This window comes from Proteiniborus ethanoligenes (genome assembly GCF_900107485.1).
In the GTDB taxonomy this organism is placed as follows: Bacteria; Bacillota; Clostridia; order Tissierellales; family Proteiniboraceae; genus Proteiniborus; species Proteiniborus ethanoligenes.
In genome coordinates this window covers 25,880-51,060 of record NZ_FNQE01000015.1, presented here as the reverse complement: position 1 = coordinate 51,060, position 25,181 = coordinate 25,880, and the positions used below count along the sequence as shown (strand labels likewise).

28 protein-coding genes are annotated in these 25,181 nt (G+C 31.5%); 2 read left to right on the top strand and 26 right to left on the bottom strand.

Annotated elements, in window-relative coordinates:
• Nucleotides 1-5: 5 nt before the first annotated feature.
• Nucleotides 6-419: a putative ABC transporter permease gene (locus BLV37_RS07585; RefSeq protein WP_091729535.1), complete on the top strand. Its 414-nt coding sequence runs from the start codon at nt 6-8 to the stop codon at nt 417-419.
• Nucleotides 420-498: 79 nt separating this feature from the next.
• Here the strand turns inward: BLV37_RS07585 and BLV37_RS07580 are convergent, their stop codons facing one another.
• The 10 genes from BLV37_RS07580 to rpsP form a co-directional block, all read right to left on the bottom strand.
• Complete coding sequence (locus BLV37_RS07580; protein ID WP_091729533.1) at nt 499-852, bottom strand: YraN family protein; 354 nt, start codon at nt 850-852, stop codon at nt 499-501.
• The gene (locus BLV37_RS07575; RefSeq protein ID WP_208975225.1) at nt 845-1,129 is read right to left on the bottom strand and encodes an EscU/YscU/HrcU family type III secretion system export apparatus switch protein; all 285 of its coding nucleotides are present in this window, start codon (nt 1,127-1,129) and stop codon (nt 845-847) included. The genes BLV37_RS07580 and BLV37_RS07575 overlap by 8 nt, the downstream gene beginning before the upstream one ends.
• Nucleotides 1,130-1,134: 5 nt before the next feature.
• Nucleotides 1,135-2,619: a flagellar hook-length control protein FliK gene (locus tag BLV37_RS07570; protein WP_091729530.1), complete on the bottom strand. Its 1,485-nt coding sequence runs from the start codon at nt 2,617-2,619 to the stop codon at nt 1,135-1,137.
• Nucleotide 2,620: 1 nt separating this feature from the next.
• Entirely contained in the window at nt 2,621-3,259 is a 639-nt protein-coding gene (locus BLV37_RS07565) for a ribonuclease HII (protein ID WP_091729527.1), read from the bottom strand.
• 102 nt (nt 3,260-3,361) lie between these two features.
• Nucleotides 3,362-4,225, bottom strand: a complete 864-nt coding sequence (ylqF, locus tag BLV37_RS07560) for a ribosome biogenesis GTPase YlqF (protein ID WP_091729524.1) — start codon at nt 4,223-4,225, stop codon at nt 3,362-3,364.
• A gap of 88 nt (nt 4,226-4,313) precedes the next feature.
• Nucleotides 4,314-4,646 carry a 50S ribosomal protein L19 gene (gene rplS, locus BLV37_RS07555; RefSeq protein ID WP_091729613.1) on the bottom strand — a complete coding sequence of 111 codons (333 nt, stop codon included), beginning with the start codon at nt 4,644-4,646 and terminating at the stop codon, nt 4,314-4,316.
• A 108-nt stretch (nt 4,647-4,754) separates the two neighbouring features.
• Nucleotides 4,755-5,513, bottom strand: coding sequence for a tRNA (guanosine(37)-N1)-methyltransferase TrmD (gene trmD, locus BLV37_RS07550; RefSeq protein ID WP_091729522.1), 759 nt, complete (start codon nt 5,511-5,513; stop codon nt 4,755-4,757).
• Nucleotides 5,510-6,025, bottom strand: coding sequence for a ribosome maturation factor RimM (gene rimM / locus BLV37_RS07545; RefSeq protein WP_091729519.1), 516 nt, complete (start codon nt 6,023-6,025; stop codon nt 5,510-5,512). Before rimM ends, trmD begins: the two co-directional genes overlap by 4 nt.
• A gap of 169 nt (nt 6,026-6,194) precedes the next feature.
• Nucleotides 6,195-6,425, bottom strand: a complete 231-nt coding sequence (locus BLV37_RS07540; RefSeq protein WP_091729516.1) for a KH domain-containing protein — start codon at nt 6,423-6,425, stop codon at nt 6,195-6,197.
• Between the two features lie 20 nt (nt 6,426-6,445).
• Entirely contained in the window at nt 6,446-6,718 is a 273-nt protein-coding gene (gene rpsP, locus BLV37_RS07535; RefSeq protein WP_091729514.1) for a 30S ribosomal protein S16, read from the bottom strand.
• 246 nt (nt 6,719-6,964) lie between these two features.
• Here rpsP and BLV37_RS07530 point away from each other — a divergent pair, with 246 nt between their 5' ends.
• The gene (locus tag BLV37_RS07530; protein ID WP_091729511.1) at nt 6,965-8,428 is read left to right on the top strand and encodes a transposase; all 1,464 of its coding nucleotides are present in this window, start codon (nt 6,965-6,967) and stop codon (nt 8,426-8,428) included.
• 209 nt (nt 8,429-8,637) lie between these two features.
• Here BLV37_RS07530 and ffh read toward each other — a convergent pair whose 3' ends face one another.
• The 16 genes from ffh to BLV37_RS07450 all read right to left on the bottom strand — a co-directional run bounded on the left by ffh (nt 8,638) and on the right by BLV37_RS07450 (nt 25,145).
• Complete coding sequence (gene ffh, locus BLV37_RS07525; protein ID WP_091729508.1) at nt 8,638-9,975, bottom strand: signal recognition particle protein; 1,338 nt, start codon at nt 9,973-9,975, stop codon at nt 8,638-8,640.
• Nucleotides 9,975-10,355, bottom strand: a complete 381-nt coding sequence (gene ylxM / locus BLV37_RS07520; protein ID WP_091729506.1) for a YlxM family DNA-binding protein — start codon at nt 10,353-10,355, stop codon at nt 9,975-9,977. The genes ffh and ylxM overlap by 1 nt, the downstream gene beginning before the upstream one ends.
• Before the next feature lie 78 nt (nt 10,356-10,433).
• Nucleotides 10,434-11,348, bottom strand: a complete 915-nt coding sequence (gene ftsY / locus BLV37_RS07515) for a signal recognition particle-docking protein FtsY (protein WP_342026599.1) — start codon at nt 11,346-11,348, stop codon at nt 10,434-10,436.
• A 276-nt stretch (nt 11,349-11,624) separates the two neighbouring features.
• A complete protein-coding gene (smc, locus tag BLV37_RS07510; protein ID WP_176967917.1) occupies nt 11,625-15,206 on the bottom strand; it encodes a chromosome segregation protein SMC in 3,582 nt (1,193 codons plus the stop codon).
• Nucleotides 15,207-15,325: 119 nt separating this feature from the next.
• Nucleotides 15,326-16,423 (bottom strand): elongator complex protein 3, encoded by a 1,098-nt coding sequence (locus tag BLV37_RS07505; RefSeq protein WP_091729610.1) that lies wholly within the window; start codon nt 16,421-16,423, stop codon nt 15,326-15,328.
• Nucleotides 16,413-17,144, bottom strand: coding sequence for a ribonuclease III (gene rnc, locus BLV37_RS07500; protein WP_091729499.1), 732 nt, complete (start codon nt 17,142-17,144; stop codon nt 16,413-16,415). The genes BLV37_RS07505 and rnc overlap by 11 nt, the downstream gene beginning before the upstream one ends.
• A gap of 263 nt (nt 17,145-17,407) precedes the next feature.
• A complete protein-coding gene (fabF, locus tag BLV37_RS07495; protein ID WP_091729496.1) occupies nt 17,408-18,649 on the bottom strand; it encodes a beta-ketoacyl-ACP synthase II in 1,242 nt (413 codons plus the stop codon).
• 139 nt (nt 18,650-18,788) lie between these two features.
• Nucleotides 18,789-19,019, bottom strand: a complete 231-nt coding sequence (gene acpP / locus BLV37_RS07490) for an acyl carrier protein (protein ID WP_091729493.1) — start codon at nt 19,017-19,019, stop codon at nt 18,789-18,791.
• A gap of 38 nt (nt 19,020-19,057) precedes the next feature.
• The gene (fabG, locus tag BLV37_RS07485; RefSeq protein ID WP_091729491.1) at nt 19,058-19,801 is read right to left on the bottom strand and encodes a 3-oxoacyl-[acyl-carrier-protein] reductase; all 744 of its coding nucleotides are present in this window, start codon (nt 19,799-19,801) and stop codon (nt 19,058-19,060) included.
• Between the two features lie 13 nt (nt 19,802-19,814).
• Nucleotides 19,815-20,756, bottom strand: coding sequence for an ACP S-malonyltransferase (gene fabD, locus BLV37_RS07480; RefSeq protein WP_091729488.1), 942 nt, complete (start codon nt 20,754-20,756; stop codon nt 19,815-19,817).
• A gap of 12 nt (nt 20,757-20,768) precedes the next feature.
• Nucleotides 20,769-21,707 carry an enoyl-[acyl-carrier-protein] reductase FabK gene (gene fabK, locus BLV37_RS07475; protein WP_091729486.1) on the bottom strand — a complete coding sequence of 313 codons (939 nt, stop codon included), beginning with the start codon at nt 21,705-21,707 and terminating at the stop codon, nt 20,769-20,771.
• Between the two features lies 1 nt (nt 21,708).
• Complete coding sequence (locus BLV37_RS07470) at nt 21,709-22,725, bottom strand: beta-ketoacyl-ACP synthase III (protein WP_091729483.1); 1,017 nt, start codon at nt 22,723-22,725, stop codon at nt 21,709-21,711.
• Nucleotides 22,703-23,722 carry a phosphate acyltransferase PlsX gene (gene plsX, locus BLV37_RS07465; protein ID WP_091729480.1) on the bottom strand — a complete coding sequence of 340 codons (1,020 nt, stop codon included), beginning with the start codon at nt 23,720-23,722 and terminating at the stop codon, nt 22,703-22,705. Before plsX ends, BLV37_RS07470 begins: the two co-directional genes overlap by 23 nt.
• 1 nt (nt 23,723) lies before the next feature.
• Complete coding sequence (fapR, locus tag BLV37_RS07460) at nt 23,724-24,305, bottom strand: transcription factor FapR (protein WP_091729478.1); 582 nt, start codon at nt 24,303-24,305, stop codon at nt 23,724-23,726.
• 132 nt (nt 24,306-24,437) lie between these two features.
• Nucleotides 24,438-24,617, bottom strand: coding sequence for a 50S ribosomal protein L32 (gene rpmF, locus BLV37_RS07455; protein ID WP_091729476.1), 180 nt, complete (start codon nt 24,615-24,617; stop codon nt 24,438-24,440).
• Between the two features lie 18 nt (nt 24,618-24,635).
• Complete coding sequence (locus tag BLV37_RS07450) at nt 24,636-25,145, bottom strand: YceD family protein (RefSeq protein ID WP_091729473.1); 510 nt, start codon at nt 25,143-25,145, stop codon at nt 24,636-24,638.
• Between the last annotated feature and the right edge of the window lie 36 nt (nt 25,146-25,181).

Sequence of the window (25,181 nt, the reverse complement as noted above, 5' to 3'; positions counted from 1 at the left end):
TTGTTATGTTAACTCGCTATGTTGTATATGGATTATTAGGCTTGCTTATGGAAGTATTTTGGACTGGTTTCCATTCTCTATTATCTGGAAACCTTAATTTAATAAGTAGTACTAGTATATGGATGTTTTTCATATATGGAGGAGCTGTATTTTTAGAACCTATACACAATAAGATAAGGAGGTATAATATATTTTTAAGAGGGATTATATGGGCATTACTCATATTTATCATTGAATTTATTAGTGGCTTTGTTCTAGAGCAATTAGTGGGTTCTTGCCCTTGGGATTATAGAAGCTCCACATCATACACAATAAGAGGGTACATAAGGTTTGATTATTTCCCTGCTTGGTTTGTTGTTGGTCTAACTTTTGAAAAAATTCATGATTTCTTAGATGAAAAGCTTGAAAAAATCATGTGATTTCCCCTTGATTTCAACCATAATATATCTGTTCTTTAAGGTTTATATATTCTTAAAATATTATATAAACCTTATTATACTATAACCAAAAAGCATTTTGAATATGATTTATTCTAATATTGGGTTTTAGATAAACTTCAATTATATCAAACCTAAATTGATAATTTGATAATTTCTTCAGATTGATATAGCTTTGTGCTGTCCATACAATCTTATGCTGTTTTCTGTAGTTAACAGACTCATAGGGACGACCATAATTATTATTATTTCTGGTCTTAACCTCAATAAAAACAATTACCTCGTTTTTCTTGGCAATAATATCTATTTCTCCTACTTTAGCTCTGAAATTTTTTTCTAATATAGTATAATCATTGTTTGATAAATAATTGTATGCTAATTTTTCACCCAAAATTCCAGTCTCTATATTACTCATAATATTTTTCCCTCTCATTGTCTAAGCCATAAATAAAAGAAATAATCTGGGCTACTGCAGCGTATAATTCTTCTGGTATTTCTTGTGTAATTTCTAAATTTATTAAGCTATGGACTAGGTTTTTATCTTCAATTATTTTAATTCCTTCTTTAATCCCTTCTTCAATAATATTATCTGCAATTATACCTTTGCCTTTAGCCACTACGAAGGGAGCATCTTTTATGTCTGAATCATATTGTAAAGCTACGGCCATTTTCTTATCTTTTTTTTTGTCCAAAGTCTTCACACCCTAATATTTAAATTATAGTTAAACAAATCATTTTCTAAAAATACGTTTAAAAGATCTTTCTCAAAATCTTCTCTTAAATTAATACTCACATTTTTATACCCTAGCTTGTTTAAGCTACCTTTTAATCTATCAAATTCATCCTTAAATAAATTCCTAAATTCTTTTTCTATAATAAAATCTGCTTTTATCTCTTCATCATTAATATTACAGTATACATCTACTTTATTAAGGTTTTTTGTATTTAGTGAAATATATATACTATAGCTATTTGTGTAGAGTTTATTTTTCTTTTTTATAATAAATAAGTTATTTTCATCTTTTTCTTCTTCATATTCTATTGGAATGTGAACAAATGTATAATAGGAATTGATTTTCCTTTGCAAATCAAGATTATCTAAAAAATTGTTTATTCTTATACTCAGTTCTTCTGATAAGCTTTTCTTAGATTTTATATAGGGTGTTAGTCGTTCCAATATTTCTTTTGTTTCATAGAGAAAACGTTTTATACTTTCCTTACTAATTGTATTTTTTTCATCTACCTTTACAAATTTGAGATCAAGCTTATTAGAAAAATCATTAATTTCATCTGTATATCTATCATCTGTTTGTTCACTGTTTTTTATAAAGCTTGCCAATTTTAATAAGGGCCTAATTATTCCCTCGCCATTCTCTATAAAATTTTTAAGTTTTTCAATGTTGTTCAAAGATAATTCTACCCCTAATTGTGTTAAAATTACAACTTTATTTATTAGACTTCGTGTTGATGTATCTTGCGAAAAAATGGTTTCTAGCTTTGGGAAAATATCTTTTGTTACATCAACTACTTCTCTTTGACCTTGATAATTATTTTGCTTAATATTAGCTATGTTTTCATTAATTAGTAGATTATTATCTAAATGGGGATATGTTCCAGCATTATTCTCTGTTATAGTGTTATTATTTATTTTAATAAATTTCATTATGCTTTCGTCAAAGGGAGTTTTGTCTAAGTTAATTGCAAAGACTTTTTCATCTTTTTGAATGTTTATTAGGTTTTTGAGCTTTTCAATATTCTTAATTAAATTATCTAAGTTTTCTTTTGTTAAGGGCATTTTATTACCTATAATAGTCTTAATTAAGAGAATATTTTCTTCATTCTTGATAAGATTATATGTGTTTAATACCTTATCAATAAATACATCAACAGCCTTATTATCACTGTACCCTTCCCCTTTAATTAAATTTAAATCCTCTTTATTGATAGGAGTTAAGAAGACCTTCCCATCCTCAATATTTTTTATAAGAAACTTTACTAATTGATTCTTTAGATTTTCCATATCCAATAGTGTCTTTGCTTCTAGTAACTCTCCATTGTCAAGCATAATTATAATGTTTGAGCCATTTACTTCCATGATTTTTGCTTGTATAGCTACTCCTTCTCTCAAAACCTTATCATCAATATTTATATTTTTATTTAGATTTAAATTTGTAATTTTCATATTACTCACCAAATAAATTTATTTGCTTTGAACTACTAATGATATTTTTTAAGAAGCTCTTTCTATGTATTGAACAGGGTCCATATTCTTTTATGGCTTCTATATGGGCTTTTGTCCCGTATCCCTTGTGCTTTTCAAATCCATATTTGGGATATTCAGTAGCCCATTCTTCGCATTTTTTGTCCCTGTACACTTTTGCAACTATTGATGCTGCAGCTATACCATGACATTTTTCATCACCCTTAATTATACTTTCCTGAGGTATATTAATATCTATCCTTTCCGCATCAATTAAAACATAATCTGGAGCAATTGCATTTCCCTTCTTATCCTTTAAATTCATTAATGCCTTTTTCATAGCCATTAAAGTGCTATTTTTTATGTTAAATTCATCTATATGTTCTGAATCCATACAACCTATTCCAATAGCAATAGCTTTTTCATAAATGATTCCACAAAGCTGCTCTCTCTTCTTTGATGAAAGCTTTTTAGAATCTTTTACGCCTTCAATCAATAAATTCTTAGGCAATATTACTGCACATGCAACTACATCTCCTGCTAAGCAGCCTCTTCCAACTTCATCAATACAGGCAATATAACTATAATCTTTATTCCATAATTCTTTCTCATACTCTAGCATTGTATTTACCTCCAGCAGTATTTTGTAATGAATACTTCATTATACATACCTACTTATTAGATCATATATTAATAAAGCCTTCCTTTTAATATTATCGGAAGGCTAATCAATAATCTTTATATCCTCTGGGTATTCTAATGTTATTCGTCCAATAAATCCTCGTCTAAACTCATCTAGTATTAAATGACTAACTCTTGTATAATCAATCTCTTGATTTTTAAGAATACAGCCTCTTTTTATGGCGATTTTATCCATAATTTCAAGTGGTTTATTACTTTCTACATTTATTTCATATCTTCTCTCTAATAAAACAGGATCCATATTATTAAGCTTTTCTATTAATTTTAAAGCTAAAGTTTCTATATCCATTATCTCATCTTTAATGGCTCCTGTAAAAGCTAGGTTTAATGCCACATCTTTATCTTCAAATTTAGGCCAGAGTATGCCTGGTGTATCTAATAGCTCTATATTTCCTTTTAATTTTATCCATTGCTTACCTTTTGTAATTCCAGGTCTATTCCCAGTTTGTGCTCCTTTTCTTCCAGCCAAAGAATTTATTAATGTGGATTTCCCTACATTGGGGATACCAACTATCATAGCTCTGATAGAAGTATTTTTGATTCCCTTTTGTTCTCTGACTCTGAATTTTTCTATTACAGCTTTATTAGCTTCTTCCATAATACTCCCTACTCCTGTATTGCTAGTTGCATTAGCTAATATGACAGGTATATCTTTTGATTTGTAATGCTCTGCCCATTTATAGTTGCCTTTTTCATTACTTAAGTCACTTTTATTCATTACTACTATTCTAGGCTTGTTGCTTACTATAGTATCAATATTAGGGTTCTTGCTACTGTATGGGATTCTTGCATCTAATAATTCTATTACTAAGTCTACTAATTTTAGATTATTTATGATTAAGTCCTTAGTTTTTTTCATGTGACCAGGATACCAATTAATATTCATGTTTTCACCTATCCTTTTACTATTTCTTTAGAGGTTCCATAATAAAGGCTGTAAAATAAACATAGGGACTGTAGCCAGTCCCAATGTCTTAATAGTTTGTTTTCTCTTTTACTTTTGCTGATTTTCCTTGTCTATCTCTTAGATAGAATAATTTAGCTCTTCTTACTTTACCTTTTCTTACAACAACTAGCTTTTCAATCTTTGGTGAATTTAAAGGGAAAGTTCTTTCAACACCTACACCGTAAGAAATTCTTCTTACAGTAAAAGTTTCTCCTAAGCCTCCACCCTGTCTTTTAAGTACAGTACCTTCAAAGATTTGGATTCTTTCTCTATTACCTTCTTTAATTCTATAGTGTACTTGTACAGTATCTCCTACATTAAAGTCAGTTACTTCATTTTTTATTTGTTCCTGTTCAATCATTTTTATGATATCCAATGTATTTTACCTCCCTTCCTCCTAGATGTTCTTGCTCATTGGCAGAGGACCATCCGTTTTGCCACAAGTCATTATAACATATATATAGTGTAATTACAACTTGTTTTTATTTTCAATTTGATTAAAGTTTTTATTGTTTATTATGGTGTTTAACATTTCTTGCTCTGTTTTATTTAACTTCGCTTCTTTAAGCAAATCTGGTCTTCTTTCATAGGTTACTTTAAGGGATTGATACTTTCTCCACTCTTCAATCTTACTATGATTCCCAGACAACAAAACTTCTGGGACTTCAAACCCATTGAAGATTCGCGGCCTAGTGTAATGTGGGTACTCTAATAATCCATTGTAGTGAGATTCATCAGTAAAAGATTCTTGATTGTTTAAAGCACCAGGTAATAATCTTACAATAGAATCTACTACAACCATAGCAGCTATTTCTCCACCTGTTAATACATAATCCCCTATGGAAATCTCGTCATCTATATAATTTTCCATTATTCTATTATCTATACCTTCATAATGACCGCATAATAGAATAATATGCTCTTCCGATGATAATTCATTAGCCACTTGCTGTTTATATGTCCTACCTTTGGGGCTAAGATAAATTGTCTTACACCTTTCGCTTTTCGCTGACATAATTGCATTAAATACAGGTTCAGGACTTATAACCATTCCTGGCCCTCCACCAAAAGAATAATCATCTACTCTTTTATGTTTATCTTTTGAAAAATCTCTAATATTTATACAATTTACTTCAACTATACCATTGTTTTTTGCTCTTCCAACTATACTAGTATCCAAAAAATTTTGAAAAATTTCAGGAAATAGTGTTAATATATCAATTCTCATTCTATCAATCCTTTTATAGGCTCAATAATCATCTCTTTATTATCTATATCAATTTTTTTTACAACATCTTTTATAGCAGGTATTAAATATTCTTTTTTATCACCAGTTTTTTTATCTATATCTTGAACAACATAGACATCGTTTCCACCAGGTTGTAGAACCTCTATTATTTCTCCAAGCTCTCTACCATCACTACAATAAACTTTAATTCCAATAATCTGAAAAATAAAGTAGGAATCTTCTGGAAGCTCTACTGCATTCTTCTCATCTATTACTATATATTTGTCCTTATATTTCAGTACATCATTAATATTGTCGTAGCCTTTAAACTTTAACATAACAAATCCTTTACTGTACCAAACCCTTTCAATTTGGACAGAAACTTTATTATCTTCAATAAAAATAGAATCCAATTTTTCAAACCTTTTAGAATCATCAGTTAGGGGTAATACTTTAACATCACCATTTATTCCATGAGTATTTACTATTTTCCCAATTCTTATATGTTTCATTCTATGCACCCACCATTTTTATATAAATGTATCATTATATATAGAATATCAAACTACCTATAAAAATAAAACATAAATATGCTTATTAGGTCGAAAATATTCCTCTAAAGGTTAACATCATATTTTTCATAAAGAAGCACTATATAAAAAGGGATTAGCTAGCTAATCCCTATTGTATAATTTCTACTACTACTCTCTTATTTTCTTTTATTGCTGCTGCTTTTACTAATGTTCTAATAGCTTTAGCAATTCTGCCTTGTTTTCCTATAACCTTTCCCATGTCTTCTGGGGCTACCTTTAACTCAATAATAATAGACTGAGTACCTTCTATTTCATTTACTTGGACTTCATCAGGATTGTCAACAAGTGCTTTCGCAAGTATTTCAACTAAATCTCCCATTATTTCACCCCCTGAAGCAATTATTCAGATTTTTTAGAAGCTTCATATTTCTCTAAAACACCATTGTTTTTAAACAAATAATTAACTGTATCAGTCGGTTTTGCACCATTGTTTAACCATTTTATTGCCTTTTCATCGTCAATTACAACTTCCTTAGGTTCTGATACAGGATTATAGTATCCAATTTCCTCAATAAATCTACCATCTCTTGGAGAGCGAGAATCTGCTACTACAATTCTATAGAATGGTTTTTTCTTAGCACCCATTCTTGTTAATCTAATTTTTACCGCCATTATTTCACCTCCTTTAAATTATATAGTCTCTCGGAATACCCCGAGATAGATGGCACAACACTTTGCTATACCATCATTTTTTTCATTCCTCCTATTTTTCAATAGGGTTTTATATCAAAATGCAAGTTTTAAAAATATCCTTGCATTATTTTTATGTTTTTCCAAAAAACACTTGACTTTTCAAAAACGCCCCAATAATCGAGGTGAAGGGATTTTTTCCCTACTAACTGCGATGGGAGTGTTTTTATGAAGCCTGTTTTTGTTCCTCATGAAGCTTACCAAAACTTCGTTTTAAACCAACTTAATAAACATTATTCGGACGGCATCCTTACCCTTGTTTCTAGTGACTGGCCTATTATCACTAAGCTATGGATTACTGATATTTCTTATATTACGACTTTTCTTAGTGATGAGTATTCTGTCAAAGGACCTGCGCCTCGGGATCCTGCTTCTATGCTCAGGTCTTATATTCTTTTCTTACTTACTAATCCCACTATTGGCATTACAAAGTGGGTTGATGAACTCTATCGTGTCCCTCTTTATGCCATTTTAAGTGGTTTTGAACCTGGTGACATTCCTGGCGTTGGCACCTTCTATGACTTCTTTAATCGTTTATGGGGCTTGGAATTTGATAATGTTAAACCAAATTTAAAGCATACACGCAAGAAGAAAAGAAAGAAAAAACCTAAAAAGGGGAAAAAACAAGCCCCTACAAATCCTGGTATTGTTAAGAAACTAATCGCTCGTTTCCTTCGCGATGGTGCTAAAAAGAAAACTTTGCCTGCGGACAGGCTGTTTGAGTTCTTTCAATCTCAAATCCTTTCTGTTTCTGCTAAATTAGGTCTACTTGATAATCTCGAGTCCCTTAGCGTTGCTGGCGATGGCACTCCTTTGGTTACTGCTAGTTTCCCAAGGAGTAAATCTTCTTGTGATTGTTATGCCCAGGGTGTTGCAAAGTGTAATTGTCCCCGCTTGTATTCTCAACCAGACTGTAACTCCGGATGGGATAGTTCTAGGGAAAAATATTACAATGGATATAGCTTATACATGATATCCGCCTGCGACAGCTTCTATGATTTACCTCTATATCCTAGACTTCATCCTGCTTCAAGACATGATTCTGTTTGTTTTGTAACAGGCTCTATTGAATTTGCACAACGCTTCTCCCTGGGCACGATTAACAGGTTTCTCCTTGATGCTGCTCATGATGCTGAAGCCATATATGAATTACTAGAGCATCAAGGTATTGAGGCTTTTATTGATTTAAATCCCAGAACTAAAGCTAATTTCAGTTCTGAGGGTGATATTAAGATTTCAGCTAAGGGCATTCCTATTTGTCCTATTGGCAAAGAAATGAAACCTAATGGTTATGATAAGTCTCAAAACCGCCAAAAATGGAGATGTTCTCTTGCTAATGGTGCTAAAAATTCTTGTAAAAATCCTTGTTCCAAAGCTAAGTATGGGCGTACCTTTCATACTTTTTCTGAGGATAATTTGAGGCTTTTCCCCAAAACAGCTCGTTCCTCAGACAAGTGGAAATTTGTCTACAAACGCCGTACCTCTGTTGAACGCTCAAACAAAAGAGAAAAGGTTGATTACCATCTAGAAGCTGGGCGTCATCGTTCTACTAAAATGTGGTACATCCGCCTTTACGGTATTATGATGTGCCAGCATATTGATGCTTGGTACAGCGTAAAAAAGATACAATAAAACTCTCGGAGGTTATATTTTAGTTTGATTTTATACCACTTTTCATGATTTTAAAAAACTCAAAATGTTGGGTTTATTTGCTATGCACTTTTTTAAAATCATTTTTTAAATCGAATATTTCTTTGAAAAACTAGGACCTTATTATTAAATTTGCAATATTTTAATCCTGAACCTTCATCCTATTCCGAGAGCCTATTTATTAAATTATTCTAAAAGGGCAGGTTAAACCTTCCTTTTTTCTTGATAGTTTTTTCCATTCCAGAAAATTTCTTAAGCATCTTTTTTGTTTCATTAAATTGCTTTAAAAGCTTATTTACTTCTTGAATACTAGTACCGCTTCCTTTTGCAATTCTTTTTCTTCTACTACCATCTATTACTGAAGGGTTGATTCTTTCTTCCTTTGTCATGGATTGTATAATAGCTTCAATATGGACTAATTCTTTTTCATCTACATTTAGATTTTTTAACTGTTTTGAATTTATTCCTGGAATCATCTCTAATAGTTGGCTCATTGGTCCCATGTTTTTCATTTGTTGCAATTGATCTAGAAAATCTTCAAAGGTAAATTGCTGATTTCTTAGTTTTTTCTCCAGCTCTAAAGCTTTTTTTTCATCAAAGCTTGCTTGAGCTTTCTCAATTAAGCTTAATACATCTCCCATTCCTAAAATTCTAGATGCCATTCTATCAGGATGAAAAGTCTCTAATTGATCAAATTTTTCTCCAGTAGCAGCAAATTTTATTGGCTTGTTTGTTACTGCTCTTATTGAAAGTGCTGCTCCACCTCTTGCATCGCCATCTAACTTAGTTAGAACTACTCCAGTTATCCCTAGCTTTTCATTAAAGGATTCTGAGACTGTAACTGCATCTTGTCCCGTCATAGCATCTACAACTAATAATATTTCATTAGGTTTAACCTCGTTTTTTATATTCTCTAGTTCCTCCATCAAATCTTCATCTATGTGAAGTCTTCCAGCAGTATCTATGATAATAACATCATTTCCATTTTTCTTACCGTGTTCAATAGACGCCTTTGCTATATTAACCGGACTTTGCTTGTCTCCAATGCTAAATACCGGTATCTCTACTTTTTCGCCAACAACTTGTAGCTGTTTTATAGCAGCGGGTCTATATATATCGCAGGCAACTAATAAAGGTCTTTTCCCTTTTTTCTTTAATAGGGCACCAAGCTTTCCGGATGTGGTCGTTTTACCTGCACCTTGTAAACCACACATCATAATAACAGTAGGTGGTGTGTTTGCAAATTCTAATTTACTTTCTTTTTCACCCATTAAAATAGTTAATTCTTCATTTACTATCTTAATTACTTGTTGGCCTGGTGTTAAGCTTTCCATGACTTCATGTCCTATAGCTCGTTCTTTAACTGTATTAATAAATTGTTTAACTACCTTAAAGTTAACATCAGCTTCTAGAAGAGCAAGTCTGACTTCTCTCATAGCATTTTCAACATCTTTTTCAGAAAGCTTACCTTTACCTTTCAACTTGCCTAAGGCATTCTGTAGTTTTTCAGCTAATCCTTCAAAAACCATCACTTAACCTCCTGGTCAATTTCTAATATCTCAAGAGCAATCTCTTTAATTTTTTCGATGTTCCCTCTAATTATTATAGGTTTTTTATCATCATCATATTTTATTATTTCTTCTGTATATTCTAAAATCTGTTTTGCTTTTTCTTTATAATTAAAGAATTTATTAACAAGACCTAAAGTTTCTTCATAAAAATAAAGTTTGTTTTCTGTACGCTTTATTAAATCATGTACTCCTTGCCTACTAATCCCAATATGCTCACCGATTTCGCTTAATGACAAATCGTGTATATAATAAAGCTCAATAGCAGTATATTGCTTGTGATTTAATAGCTTTCCATAAAAGTCAAAAAGCAAACCTATTTGAACAACTTTCTCAAACATAAAATCACCTACATTATTAATGTAAAGTTATTTGCTTGACAGTAGTATTCTATACTATAAAATATTTTTTGTCAACAATTATTCTTCAAAAATGGCCTCTACAAAACTTATGGGATCAAAATCTTGTAAATCACTAATTTTCTCTCCTACACCAACTAATTTTACTGGTACATCTAATTCAGATTGTACTGCTAATACTACACCGCCTTTTGCTGTTCCATCAAGCTTTGTTAGTACTATTCCAGTAATATCACATGCTTCTTTAAATACCTTGGCTTGTGAAACTGCATTTTGTCCTGTAGTAGCATCAACTACAAGTAATATTTCTTTTCTAGCATCAGGATATTCTCTTTCTACAACCCTAAATATTTTACTAAGCTCATTCATTAGATTCTTTTTATTATGAAGTCTTCCAGCGGTATCGCATATTAAAACATCAATTTTTCTTGCTTTTGCAGCTTGAATTCCATCATAAATTACTGCAGCAGGATCAGCTCCCTCTTGATGAGAAATTATATCAACCCCAGCCCTATTCCCCCACTCTTGAAGTTGTTCAATTGCTGCTGCTCTAAAAGTGTCTCCTGCAGCTATTAGAACCTTTTTACCTTCTGATTTAAGTCGAGAAGATAGCTTCCCAATAGTTGTAGTTTTTCCTACTCCATTTACTCCAACTACCATAATAATCGCAGGGGAAGGATCAATATTAAGTTTATTAGTTTCTCCCTTAGTTAATACTTCTCTAAGAACTTCTTTTAGAAGACCTCTTATTTCTGATACTTCACTTATTTTTCTTTCTTTAACTTTCTCTCTTAACTCTTGAATAATATCCATTGTAGTGTTAACACCTACATCTGCAGTTATTAACACTTCTTCTAAATCTTCAAATAGTTCTTCGTCTATTTTTTTATAAGATTTTAGTATTATATCAACTTTCTCAGTGATTCCTTTTCTAGTTTTTGATAGTCCATTTTTTAATCTGTTAAAAAAACCTATTTTTTTCTCATCAGCTTCTTCATAATTATTGTCATCTTCTGAGCCTGCTTCTTCCAATTCAATTTGAGAATCATATTCTATGTTTTCTTCCCCGGAGTTCTCTTCAATACCATTGTACTCAACTAGGTTTTCTTCTTCTGATATATCTTCACTTAAATTTTCTTCTTTGTAATCATCTAATTCTTTATTTAAATCATTTTCAATGTGATTATCTATTTTTTCTTTATTATCCTTTTTTCCTAGCTTAAAAAAGTTCTTGAACATAAATTCCGCCTCCTAGCTTGCTCTCTCTTCATTCTTATCTGTTAATTTTACTGAAATTAACTTGCTTACTCCTTCTTCTTCCATAGTTATTCCATACAATGAGTCAGCATGCTCCATTGTACCTTTTCTATGGGTTATAACAATAAATTGTGTATCATTAGAAAAGTCTTTAAGATATTCTGCATATCTATATACGTTTGCATCATCTAAAGCAGCTTCTATCTCATCAAGTACACAAAATGGTGTAGGCTTAGTTTTAAGTATTGCAAATAAAAGCGCTATTGCTGTCAATGCTCTTTCGCCACCTGATAGCAAAGATAAGCTTTGAAGTTTTTTTCCTGGAGGCTGAGCAATTATTTCTATTCCACTAGATAATATATCCTCTTCGTCATCTAAGAAGACATCTGCCTTTCCTCCATCAAATAGTTTAACAAATACTTTGTTGAAGTTTTCTCTTATTATTTCAAAGCTTTCTTTAAATTGCTGTTTCATTTTTACATTTATATCTTTTATGACAATATCTAGGGAATCCTTAGCCTCGATTAAGTCTTCTTTTTGAGTCTTCATAAACTCATATCTTTCACTTACCCTATCAAATTCTTCAATAGAATCTAAGTTAATATTACCTAATATTTTTATCTTGTTTTTAAGTTCACGTATTTCAGATTGAACCTTAGTTACACTTTCTATTTCTTTTTTATGATTTATTGCCATTTGATAAGTAATCTCGTAATCTTCCCACATTTTGGTGTTAATATTCTCAAGCTGAATATTGTACTTCTCTTGCTTTATTTCTAAAGAAGACATGCTTTTTTGAAGATCATTTAGTTTTCTGTTCATATCATTTAGTTTTTCTTGATTAGTATAGAAGGCCTGCATAAAGTTATTTCTTTCATTTTTAACTTCATTAAGTCTAATATCGTATTCTAATAGCTCAGATGATAATTGTTTCTTATCTTCAAGCAATGAATTTACTCTTTCTTTTTCTTTTATTACTTCTTCTTTGTTTTTCTCTCTATCTATTGCTTTTTTGTTGATATCTTCTTTTAATTTTGCTGTCATATTTTTATAATTATCAATTGAATCCGTTACTGATTTTAATTCTTGGTTTATTGTAGCTACCTCTACACGTAATTCTGTGTTTTGCTGGGAAAAGTCTTCCCTAACGGATTTTTGTTTTTCAAGACTTATAGTCAGTTCATCAATATCTGCCTGAATCAAACTTGTTTTTTCATTTAATTTAGCTAAACTATTTTCCAATTCACTAACATCAACTTCTGAACTTTGAATTTCATTTAATAATTGATTTTTTTCTCCAATATATTTTTCTATTAAAACATTGCTTCTAGTAATATCTTCAATATATTGATTATGTTTGTTTTCTAATCTAACTAAAGTCATATTGATTTCGTTGATTTTTTCTTCTATTTCAAGTATTCTTTTATCAAGCTGACTTTTTTCTTCTTGGCATTCTTCAAATTCTTTAACTAAGCTTACATGTAGATTATTTAACTCTTTAATATTATCTTCTAGCTCTTTTATTTGTCTATCTCTTCCTAAAATGTTAGTAGAATTGGTGGTAAAGCTACCTCCTGTCATTGAGCCCCCTGGACTTAAAACATCTCCGTCTAGTGATACAATCTTAAAAGAATAATTGCTTTGCTTCGACAACCTAATTCCATCATCTATTGTTTCAACTATTAAAACTCTACCTAACAAGTATTCAAAAATATTTCTATATGCACTGTTAAAGCTAATCAAATCAGAAGCTACTCCTATTACTCCTTTATGTTGCAATAGATTTTTCTCTGCTGAACTTAAGCCTCTTCCATTTATAGAGGATATAGGCAAAAATGTTACTCTTCCTAATTTATTCTGCTTTAAATAGTCTATTATTTTCTTTGCATCTTCTTGGGTTACAGTTACAATATTTTGTAGTGAAGAGCCTAAGGCTATTTCAATAGCTCTCTCATATCTTTTATCTACATCTAACAATTCTGCAACTACGCCTTTTACACCACTACCAAGGGCTTTATTTTTTTTACATGCTATCAAAGCATTTTTTACACTTTTGTAATAGCCTTCATATTCTTCCTTCATTTCTATTAGTAATTTTAAATTTGAAATTTTACCATGAATTTGTCCTTTAATATTATCTGCTTGTTTTTGTAGCTTTTCTTGACGCTCTAAAATCATTTTCTTATCAGAAACTTTATCTCCCTTTTCTTTATGAAACCTTTCTAAGGAGTCTTTCATTTCAGCTATTTCTTCTGAAACATTGCTGAGTAAATTATTATTGTGTTCAATTTGAAAGTTGGTATTATATATATCATTTTCTATTTGCTCAATTCTCTTATCTATGCTTTTATTAAATGAAGCTAAGCTATTCAATTGGCTTTTTTTATCTGCTATCTCATTCAAATATTGTATTAAATCACTTTTTTTGCTTTCTATATTTTCTTCACTTTTTCTAATTGACTGTATCAAATTTTCTAATTCGTCATTCTTCATCTCAAGACCTGAATACAAAGATTGAATATTCTTTTCAAGCTCTGACTTGTGATTCAGCAGCTTTTCTTCTTTTTCTTCAAGTTCCATTACTTGTTCTTTTAGGAGTTTAACTTCTTGTAGAAACCTTTCTGATTCTTTTTCTAAATAAAATATCCTTTCATTACTTAAGTTTAGTTCCCCGTCGTTTTTTTCCAAGATATTTTGGATATTGTATTTGTTTTTCTGTATTTCATCTGTTTTAGCATCCATTTTTTCAATTTCAAATTTTACTTTATTGTACTTATTCTCAAGGACATTTCTAATATCTTCATTCTCCTTAAGCTGAGACTTAACTAATTCTTTTTGAACTTCTATGTGAGATATCTCTTCTTTAAGCCTATCAATTTCTCTTACAAAAAGATTAACCTCTAGCTCTTTAAGACTCTTTGATAATATTAAATATTCCTTTGCTTTTTCTGATTGATTTCTTAATGGCTCAATTTGGTTTTCAAGCTCAAGTATTATATCTTTAATTCTTATAATGTTTTCTTTTGTTTTTTCTAATTTTTTTTCTGCCTCTTCTTTTCTGGTTTTATACTTTACTATGCCTGCTGCTTCTTCAAATATCATTCTTCGGTCTTCAGACTTTGTACTTAGTATTTCGTCTATTCTCCCTTGTCCAATTATTGAATATCCTTCTTTACCAACTCCTGTATCCATAAAGAGCTCTCTAATGTCTTTTAATCTACAAGAGCTTTTGTTAATATAATATTCGCTTTCACCAGATCTAAATACTCTCCGTGTAACACTAACCTCTGAATAATCTATTGGAAGATTACCATCTTTGTTGTCGAGAATTAGTGTAACCTCTGCATATCCTACTGGTCTTCTGTTATTAGTTCCAGAAAAAATAATATCTTCCATTTTGCTACCTCTTAAAGACTTAGCGCTTTGCTCACCTAGCACCCAACGTAAAGCATCCGAAATATTACTTTTCCCACTACCATTAGGACCAACTACAGCGGTTATACCACCTTTGAATTCTATTTCAGTCTTATCTGCAAAAGACTTAAATCCCTGAATTTCTATTTTTTTAAGATACAAAACATTCACCTCTATCCCTAAGAAAAATAGTCTAAATAAAAAAGCTATTTATATTGATCAATAAATAAAAAGTAATTGTTTCTGTTATTTATTGCACATTATTTATAAGCAATATTATGTTAATCGTCAATTGTAATTAACTTCTTATTTAGCAAATATTTTTCAGTATATTCTCTTATATTTATCTCATAGTTCATGTCTTTGTTTTCTATATAAAAAGAAGATTTGCTTATGTCCCCACCTAAGACTTTCACTTTATCTATCCCAAATGAATCATTTAAATACTTCAAATTTGAAGAATTTTGACCAATAAAATTAGAAATCTCCTTTTTATTAATTTTAACCTGTATATTATTGGAAATATTGCCAATGTTTTTGAAAAAAGAGGTTAGAATCTCTTTGTATATTTTTTCTTCAACTAATTGTCTAAATGCAGGATGGAATGGACCTGCAACTACATCCTTATTTTCAGCTATATTGTCAGTTGGCTGTAAGCCTATTCTAATGACATTAATATTATAATAATTAAACAGCATTAATAAGTCCACACATATTATGATGGCTTCATTTAAGGTCAATGGAATGTACTCTCCACGAAAATACTTTTTCTCCAAGAATGTATCTTTTATGACTAAGGTCGGGTATATCCTTACAATACTAGGTTTTAAGCTTATGAGCTGCTTAGCTGTAAATAGTTCTTTCACATAGTTACTTGTAGGAAGTCCTAACATCATCTGTAAGCCTAAAACAAATCCATAATCCTTTATTAGCCTAGAAGCATTTATTACATCCAAATCGCTATGTCCTCTAAAGCTATTTAAGAGGACTTCTTGATCCATAGATTGTACACCAAGCTCAATTATATCCACACCATATTGCTTTAATAGATGTAACCTTTTATCATCTATATAATCTGGCCTTGTAGACAATCTTATTCTGTCAACATAACCATTTCTTTTATAGTAATATGCTGTTTCCAAAAGCTCTCTTTGAATATCCATATCTATACCTGTAAAGCTTCCACCAAAGAAGGCTATCTCTAGTTTTTCGTTTGTTTCAGGAATAGTGCAAATATAATTATTAATTGTATTTGCAATACCCTTAGTATCAACATTAGTTTTATCTGTTGCTATTTTTTTCTGATTACAGAAAATACAATCATTAGGACATCCTATATGAGGAACAAAAATGGGTATTATATGATGTTTAGTGCTCATTTTCAATTTCCATTCCTTCTAAGGCTACTTTTGCAGCACTTTGCTCTGCTTCCTTCTTGCTTTTCCCAAAGCCTTTCCCTAAGACCCTATTCTTCACAACCACTTCTGTGTAAAAGGTTTTATTATGATCTGGACCTTCCTCTGATACTATTTTATATTCAATCTTTGATTTTGTTTTTTTCTGCAGAAGCTCTTGTAGCTGTGTTTTATAATCTATGAATAATTCTCTTCCATTGACTGCATTTTCGATAATTCCAGTCATATATCTCAGCACAAAAGTTTTAGCATTAATAAACTTCCCATCTATATATATAGCTCCTATTAAAGCCTCAAAAGCATCTGCTAATATAGAAACCCTTTCTCTTCCACCAGTTACCTCTTCTCCTTTTCCTAGCAATAAATATTTTCCTAGTCCAATTTCCTTTGCAACATGTGATAAGGAAGGTTCACAGACTACAGTTGCCCTAAGTTTTGTAAGATCTCCCTCTGGATAATCTGAATATTTTACGAAAATGTAGTCGCTTACTATAAGTCCTAATACAGAATCTCCCAGAAACTCTAATCTTTCATTGTATGTAATTTTATATCGTTTATGCTCATTAGCATAAGAGCTGTGAGTCAATGCCCAGTTTAATAATTCGATTTTTCTAAACTTATATCCTATTTTATTTTGAATTTCATTTAACAAATGAATCCTCTCTGCATTAATTACATATCTCATTAACTAGCCCTCCAAATCAAAGATTTATAGAGGTATTATTATAGATGTTTTAATTATTTTAAATCATCTATAATAATACCCACATACCTTAGTTTACTATACAACATGTGTATTATGCAAACTATTTTAAACTAAGGTCAACAGCTCAATTCTAAAGCAATTTCAATCTATTTAAAGTTTGCAAAAAAGATTATACAGCCTCGACTCAATTGTTTTAAGAGTCTTGGCTGTTTAAATTGTTTTATCCTATTAGCAATTAAATTTTAGTCTATATATTTTTTTATAACTATAGATGCATTATGTCCACCAAAACCTAATGAGTTGGATAATGCAATACTTACATCTTGGAATATACCCTTATTTGGTACATAGTCAAGATCACATTCCTCGTCAATGGTTTCATAATTTATTGTTGGAGGTATATATCCATTTGATATAGACAAAGCACATGCACATGCCTCTACTCCTCCTGCTGCTCCTAATAAATGTCCTGTCATTGACTTGGTAGAGCTAATTTTCAAATTGTATGCATGTTCTTTAAATACTGCTTTAATTGCTGCAGTTTCAAGCATATCATTATAAGATGTAGATGTACCATGGGCATTAATGTAATCCACTTCACTTGGTTGAATACCTGCATCATTCAAGGCGATTTTCATAGCTTTAGCAGCACCTTCTCCATTTTCTGCAGGAGTAGTAATGTGATATGCATCTGCTGTGCAACCATATCCAATTATTTCTCCGTAAATCTTTGCTCCCCTATTTAAAGCATGGCCTAGTTCTTCTAAAACTAATATTCCTGCTCCTTCCCCCATTACAAAACCATCTCTATTTTTATCAAAAGGCCTACTTGCTTTAGAAGGATTTAAATTATTTGTAGATAATGCTTTCATAGCAGAAAACCCTGCTAAAGCCATAGGGGTAATTGAGGCTTCAGCTCCACCTGTGATAATAATATCACTATCATTTCTTTGTATTATCCTAAAAGCATCGCCAATTGCATTTGTTGATGATGCACAAGCAGTAACTATAGTTTCATTTACTCCCTTTGCTTTAAACATTATGGATATTTGACCTGCAGCCATATTTCCTATCATCATTGGAATGAAAAATGGACTAACTCGCTTTGGTCCCTTTTCTAAAAACTTTTCATGCTGCTCTTCAAAGGTTTCAAGGCCTCCTATACCTGAGCCTAAAATAACACCAAACCTATCATTATTGATTTTCTCAATATCAATTTCTGCATCTTCTATAGCAAGCTTAGATGCTGCTACTGCATACTGGGTAAATCTATCCATTCTTTTTGCTTCTTTTTTATCTATATATTTTTCAGGATCAAAATCTTTTATCTCTCCTGCTATTGTGGTGTTAAATCCATCTATATCAAATCTAGTAATATTTGATATCCCATTTTTGCCTTCCAGAAGCGAATTGAGAAATTCTTCCTTTCCAGTTCCTATTGGGCTTATTATTCCTAAACCAGTAATCACTACCCTTTTTTTCATATTATCCCTGCCTATCCTATATTTAATTAGTTTAATAAAAACTAGAATAAAATCTAATAATAGTGTACAATAATATTTGAATTTTATTTTTTATCTATTTTTTAAGGTCCCGACTTGCGGGACCCTTTTTTTATTCTCTTTACTTAGTATTATTCTGAATATATTCAACTGCATCTTTAACAGTAGCTATTTTTTCAGCTTCTTCATCTGATATTTCAATATCAAATTCATCTTCAATAGCCATAATTAATTCTACAACATCTAATGAATCAGCATCTAAGTCTTCTTGAAAAGAAGATTCAAGGTTAATATCTTCTTCTGCAACATCAAGTTGTTCTGCAATTAGCTTTTTAATTTTGTCAAATATCATAATATGCACACCTCCTTCCACAAAGCATATATATTATATTAAATTAATATACCACCATCAACAACAATTATTTGTCCAGTAATATATTTTGACATGTCACTTGCTAGGAATGCTACTGCATTAGCTATATCTTCAGGTTCACCAAGTTTTTGCAATGGTATTTTTTCTAGATACTCATTAACTATTTTTTCTGGAAGCTTTTCAGTCATGTCTGTAGATATAAACCCAGGAGCAACAGCGTTAACTCGAATATTTTTCTTAGCTACTTCCTTGGCTAAAGATTTAGTAAACCCAATTATACCTGCCTTTGAAGCAGCATAATTACATTGCCCAGCATTGCCAGAAGCTCCAACTATAGATGCTACATTAATAATGCTGCATTCTTTTTGTTTTAACATATTTCTTATTAAAGATTTAGTGACATTAAATGTACCCTTTAAATTAACATTGATTACATCATCCCATTCTTCTTCAGTCATTCTCATAAGAAGATTATCTTTAGTGACTCCAGCATTATTAACTAATATGTCTATTTTGGAAAAATAATTCATTCCTTGTATTACTAAGCTTTCAACATTATCCATTTTTGAAACATCAGCCTTTACAGCTAATACACGTCTTCCCATTTTTTCAATCTCTACTTGCACTTCTTTTGCTTTTTCTTCATTGCTTGAATATGAAAATAATATATCAGAGCCTAGTGAAGCAAGTTTAATGGCTATGGCTCTCCCAATACCCCTAGAGCCTCCAGTAACTAAAGCTGTTTTACCTCTAAGATCCATGTCCTCACTCCTACTATATTTTAGTTAACAAATTATCTAGTGTTTCAATATTCTCAACATTAAAATAATCAAACTCATTATCATATTTCTTACTAATTTTTTTTGCAAACCCAATTAAAGTTTTTCCTGGTCCTATTTCGATAAAAGTATTTATACCGTCATCTATCATTTGTTCTATAGATTTTTCCCATAAAACTGGCATTGAAACCTGTTTAGTCAACAAATCTTTAATTTCGTCACTATTAATAATATAATCTCCAGTTACATTTGATATAATTTTTTTAATAGGCTGATTGATGCTTACATTAACTAGTTCATCTTTTAACTTATCACCAGCATTCTTAAGTAAGCTGCAATGAAAAGGTGCGCTTACAGAAAGAAGAGTTGCTTTTTTTGCACCTAATTCCTTGGCTATTGTGCATGCATCCTTTACTGCTTCAACTTCACCAGAAATAACAATTTGACCAGGACAATTGTAATTAGCGCCTTCAACAACTCCTTTTGTTCTAGCTTTATCCATAGCCTCCATTACCAAACTATTATCTAATCCAATTATTGCTGCCATAGCACCCTTACCTTCTGGCACTGCTTCTTGCATAAACCTTCCTCTTTTTTTTACTAGCTTTACTGCTTCCTCAAAGGATAATACATTTGAGTATACTAATGCTGTATATTCTCCTAAGCTTAAACCTGCACAGATTTCTGCATTTATTCCATGCTCCCCAATTACCTTTAAAATTGCTACAGAAGTGGTCAAAATAGCAGGCTGAGTGAATTCAGTTTTCATCAGTTCTTCATCAGGTCCTTCAAAGCAAAGATTTTTTAAATCTAAATTAAGACTTTCATTTGATATTTGAAATATTTTATTAGCACTAGGGTATTTTTCAGCAATTTCTTTTCCCATGCCTATATACTGAGCACCTTGACCTGGAAATAAGAAGGCTATTTTTCTCATCCTTTATCACCTCTATAGACTATATATATTTCTTCTAATAGCTTCAGCCTCTAACATAATATCTTCTATAACTGCTTTGCAAGTTTTTATGTCTTTTATCAGTCCACTTATTTGTCCAGCCATAACTGATCCATTAACTATGTCCCCCTCAATAACAGCTTTTCTTAACATGCCAACTCCAAAATTTTCTATAGTTTCAATATCAGTATTTTGTTTTTCAAGTTGAGCTAGCTTTTTAGTAAATGCATTTTTTAATGCTCTTACTGGATGACCAGTAGTCCTGCCTGTAGCTACTGCATCTCTATCGCTTGATTTAATTATTGCTTGTTTATAATTTTCATGCACCTTACATTCAACTGTACAAATAAATCTTGTTCCTATTTGTACTCCCTTCGCACCTAATGACAAAGCTGCAATAAAGCCTCTTCCATCGGCTATCCCTCCCGCAGCAATCACTGGGATTGTTACCTCGTCGGCAACTTGTGGAATAAGTGACATGGTAGTTAGTTCCCCAATATGCCCTCCAGCTTCAGTTCCCTCTACAACAACTGCATCAGCACCTATTTTCTCCATCCTCTTTGCTAAGGCCACTGATGGTACTACAGGTATTACTTTAGTACCTATTTCCTTAAATTTATTAATATATTTTCCTGGATTCCCTGCTCCAGTTGTTACTACAGGAACTTTTTCTTCATATAAGAACTCTATAATATCCTCTGCATATGGAGATAAAAGCATTATATTAACCCCAAAAGGTTTGTCTGTTAGTTTTTTTATATTAGCAATCTCTGCTTCAATAACTTCTCTAGGAGCATTCCCACATCCTATTATACCTAATCCTCCAGCATTTGAAACTGCTGCCGCTAGCTCTGATGTAGCAACCCAAGCCATTCCACCTTGGATTATCGGATATTCAATATTAAGCAAATCACATAATTCTGTCTTTATCATTTTATGCACTCCTTCTACTGTGCCATTTTAAAACCATGGCCCCCCAGGTAAGACCTCCACCAAAACCTATGAGTAAAATCACATCATTGTTCTTTATTTTGTTTTTTCTTACTGCTTCATCTAAAGCAACAGGTATAGAAGCTGAGGACATGTTACCATAGTTTTCTAAATTTATATATACCTTATCTTCTCTAAGCTTTAATTTCTTTCTTGCTGATTCAATAATTCTCATGTTTGCTTGATGAGGTACTAAAAAATCAATATCTTGTAGCTTTAAATTTGTTTTTTGAATAACCTTAAGGGATATTTCCTCCATCTTTCTGACTGCAAATTTAAATACCTCATTGCCCTCCATATAAATATAGTGTAATTTGTTTTTTATTGTATCATCTGTGGCAGGCATTAAAGAACCTCCTGCTGAAATTTTCAACAAATCCTTTCCTTCTCCATCTGCACCTAAGTCTAAGCCTAGGACTCCTTTACCTTCTGGTACCTCGCTTACAACAACTGCCCCAGCACCATCGCCAAACAAAACACAGGTGTTTCTATCTGTCCAGTCTGTTATTCTTGACAGTGCTTCTGCACCTATAAGCAGAATGTTTTTGTATATGCCTGAACTTATGAAAGAATATGCAACTGAAAGTCCATATAAAAATCCAGAGCATGCTGCTTCTAAGTCGAAGGCCGCTGCATTCTTGCACCTTAAGCTTTCTTGAACTAAACAAGCTGTTGATGGAAACATCATATCTGGAGTAACAGTTGAAACAATAATTAAATCTATATCCTCTGGTTTTATTTCTGCATCTTCTAAAGCTTTTTTAGCAGCTTCTATCGCCATATATGATGACCCTTTTTCTATATCAAGTATTCTTCTTTCTCTAATTCCAGTTCTAGTTCTTATCCATTCATCAGTTGTATCTACCATTTTTTCTAAATCAAAATTTGTAATCACCTTTTCAGGAACATAACTGCCAGTTCCTACTATTCCTACTCCTTTAAATTCTTTCCTCCCTATCATGATTACCTCCTAAAAAACTTACTTCATCTTCTATTCTTTCAATTACTTTATTCTCGACAAGAATTTTGGCCTGTTTTATTGCATTCTTAATAGCTTTTGCATCTGAGCTACCATGAGCTTTTATTACTACTCCTTTTATCCCTAATAAGGGAGCACCACCATATTCGGTATAATCAAGTCTTTTCTTAAATTTCTTCAATCCTGATTTTAATAATAATGCTCCTATTTTACTAGTAAAAGAGCTCATGAATTCTTCTTTCAATAAGCTGAAAATTGACATTGCAAGACCTTCCGTCAGCTTTAATATAATATTTCCAACAAAACCATCACATATTAATACATCTGCATCTCCTTCTGGTATATCCCTTGCTTCTATATTGCCAGTAAAATTAACATTTGTATTTTTAAGTAAATCATAGGTTTCCTTTGATAACTCGTTTCCTTTTCCCTCTTCAGTACCAATGTTTACAAGAGATACTTTAGGATTTGCAGTATCTAATATTTTTTCCATATAAATAGAGCCCATTATTGCGAATTGTTGAAGGTATTTTGCTTTGCAGTCTGTATTTGCACCTGCATCTAGCAATAAAGATACACCTTTTTTTGTTGGATAGGGTATAGCAAGAGCTGCCCTATCTACACCTTTTATTCTCTTTACAAGAAGTAAGCCACCTGCCAACAAAGCTCCCGTACTTCCAGAAGAGACAAACGCATCTGCCATTTTGTCTTTAACTAAGTTCAACCCCATAACCATAGATGACTGTTTTTTTCTTCTTACGGCCATAGCTGGTTCTTCATCGTTTGTAATTATATCTTCAGCACTAATTATCTCAATATTGTTTCCACTATATTCATATTTCGACAATTCATTTTTAATTATCTCTTCATTACCCACAAGAATTATATTGATTCCTAATTCTTTTACAGCCTCAATACTACCTTTAACTGTAACCATTACCCCCTGATCTCCACCCATAGCATCTACAGCTATTCTCACATTAATCCGCCTCCTGAACATTCTGGTCTATAGACACAAGAATAAATTTACCTCTAAATACTTGTTTTTGTCCAACATATGTAAATACATGAACAAAATACTTGTTTCCTCTTTTTCTAGTTACTTCTGCTTTTGCAATTAGCTTTTCACCAGCTTTAACTAAGTCCTTGTATTTAATGTTTGCAACCCCTGTTAATGCAACATCTGCATCTATTACTGCAATAGCTAAGGATTCTGCTTGAGCATAAATATTATGTCCTCTGACAATACTTGTTTTCATAAAAGCCATTGTTTCATCTGTTTCCAGTATGGATATTCCATTTTTCCCTAAGCTAATATCTACTAATTCTCCTACTATCTCTGTACCACCGATAGTTCTAACTTTTGAATAGCTTTTTTCTGCAACATTTTTTATTCTCTCTCTTAATTCTGGTATTCCTAGCTCAAGTCTATCTAGTCTAATAGTTTGAATGCTTACATTGAATAATTGCATTAACTCTTCATCAGTTAAAAATGGATCCTCCTTTAATTTTTCAACCAGTCTAATATGCCTTTCTTTTTTACTAAGCTTATTTGCACTCACAATTTTCACCTCGAGTTAATACTTGTATATAGTACCTGGTACTAATAACGAGTATATATTAATATTTTAAAAAAATCAATAGTTTTTTATAAAAAAAAGATAGTGCTATTACCCACTATCTTTTTTCATTCATTATTCAACTGCTACAACTTCTTTATTTTTGTAATATCCGCATGACTTACATACTCTATGTGGTAGTTTTGGTTCATGACATTGTGGACATTCAACTACTGTAGCTTTTGTTAAAACTTGAGATGAAGCTCTTCTTTTATCTCTTCTTGCTTTTGATGTCTTACGTTTTGGTACTGCCATTTAAAACACCTCCTTAAATCAGTCAAATAAATCCTTTAATTTAGCTAGACGAGGATCAATTTCTTGAATATTACAATCACAATTTCCTTTATTCAAATCTCTTCCACAGACTAGACACAATCCCCTACAATTGTCGTTACAAACTGACTTCATAGGTAAAGACAATATTATAGAGGTTAATATTTGCTCTTTTAAATCTAATTCATTATTTTCATAATAAATTATGAGTTCATCATCATCAATTTCATCATGTGATTTAGAGTTCTCCATAAGTCTTCCTGATAGAACAGTCTCTACTCTATTAACAAACTTTTCAAGGCATCTTGCGCAGTTTTCATAGTATTCATAAGAAACCATTGCACTAAGATACAAACTTTCCTCTGTACTATAAACACTTCCCTTTATATTAACTAAGTCTACCAACTCTAATTCACGAAGGTTTGTTGATATTTTAGTTAATTCAACATCTTGTTCAAAGTCTATTTTGTAAACTGCTCTATCAAGGAGTCTTGACAGGTCTATCTTCATCGCCTTCACCTCTTAAACATTGCCAAATTTTATTAT

Coding starts and splice junctions, on each gene's coding strand:
- ylxM (WP_091729506.1), bottom strand. CDS start 10,355: ATGTTTGAGAAAGTTGTTCAAATAGGTTTGCTTTTTGACTTTTATGGA.
- rnc (WP_091729499.1), bottom strand. CDS start 17,144: ATGAGATATGTAATTAATGCAGAGAGGATTCATTTGTTAAATGAAATT.
- fabD (WP_091729488.1), bottom strand. CDS start 20,756: ATGAGAAAAATAGCCTTCTTATTTCCAGGTCAAGGTGCTCAGTATATA.
- fabK (WP_091729486.1), bottom strand. CDS start 21,707: ATGATAAAGACAGAATTATGTGATTTGCTTAATATTGAATATCCGATA.
- acpP (WP_091729493.1), bottom strand. CDS start 19,019: ATGATATTTGACAAAATTAAAAAGCTAATTGCAGAACAACTTGATGTT.
- fabG (WP_091729491.1), bottom strand. CDS start 19,801: ATGGATCTTAGAGGTAAAACAGCTTTAGTTACTGGAGGCTCTAGGGGT.
- ffh (WP_091729508.1), bottom strand. CDS start 9,975: ATGGTTTTTGAAGGATTAGCTGAAAAACTACAGAATGCCTTAGGCAAG.
- fabF (WP_091729496.1), bottom strand. CDS start 18,649: ATGAAAAAAAGGGTAGTGATTACTGGTTTAGGAATAATAAGCCCAATA.
- ylqF (WP_091729524.1), bottom strand. CDS start 4,225: ATGAATATTAATTGGTATCCTGGTCACATGAAAAAAACTAAGGACTTA.
- BLV37_RS07450 (WP_091729473.1), bottom strand. CDS start 25,145: ATGAAGATAGACCTGTCAAGACTCCTTGATAGAGCAGTTTACAAAATA.
- BLV37_RS07580 (WP_091729533.1), bottom strand. CDS start 852: ATGAGTAATATAGAGACTGGAATTTTGGGTGAAAAATTAGCATACAAT.
- BLV37_RS07530 (WP_091729511.1), top strand. CDS start 6,965: ATGAAGCCTGTTTTTGTTCCTCATGAAGCTTACCAAAACTTCGTTTTA.
- BLV37_RS07585 (WP_091729535.1), top strand. CDS start 6: ATGTTAACTCGCTATGTTGTATATGGATTATTAGGCTTGCTTATGGAA.
- BLV37_RS07540 (WP_091729516.1), bottom strand. CDS start 6,425: ATGGGAGATTTAGTTGAAATACTTGCGAAAGCACTTGTTGACAATCCT.
- rimM (WP_091729519.1), bottom strand. CDS start 6,025: ATGAAACATATAAGAATTGGGAAAATAGTAAATACTCATGGAATAAAT.
- BLV37_RS07570 (WP_091729530.1), bottom strand. CDS start 2,619: ATGAAAATTACAAATTTAAATCTAAATAAAAATATAAATATTGATGAT.
- rplS (WP_091729613.1), bottom strand. CDS start 4,646: ATGATTGAACAGGAACAAATAAAAAATGAAGTAACTGACTTTAATGTA.
- BLV37_RS07505 (WP_091729610.1), bottom strand. CDS start 16,423: ATGAGCACTAAACATCATATAATACCCATTTTTGTTCCTCATATAGGA.
- trmD (WP_091729522.1), bottom strand. CDS start 5,513: ATGAGAATTGATATATTAACACTATTTCCTGAAATTTTTCAAAATTTT.
- BLV37_RS07565 (WP_091729527.1), bottom strand. CDS start 3,259: ATGCTAGAGTATGAGAAAGAATTATGGAATAAAGATTATAGTTATATT.
- BLV37_RS07470 (WP_091729483.1), bottom strand. CDS start 22,725: ATGATAGGGAGGAAAGAATTTAAAGGAGTAGGAATAGTAGGAACTGGC.
- rpmF (WP_091729476.1), bottom strand. CDS start 24,617: ATGGCAGTACCAAAACGTAAGACATCAAAAGCAAGAAGAGATAAAAGA.
- rpsP (WP_091729514.1), bottom strand. CDS start 6,718: ATGGCGGTAAAAATTAGATTAACAAGAATGGGTGCTAAGAAAAAACCA.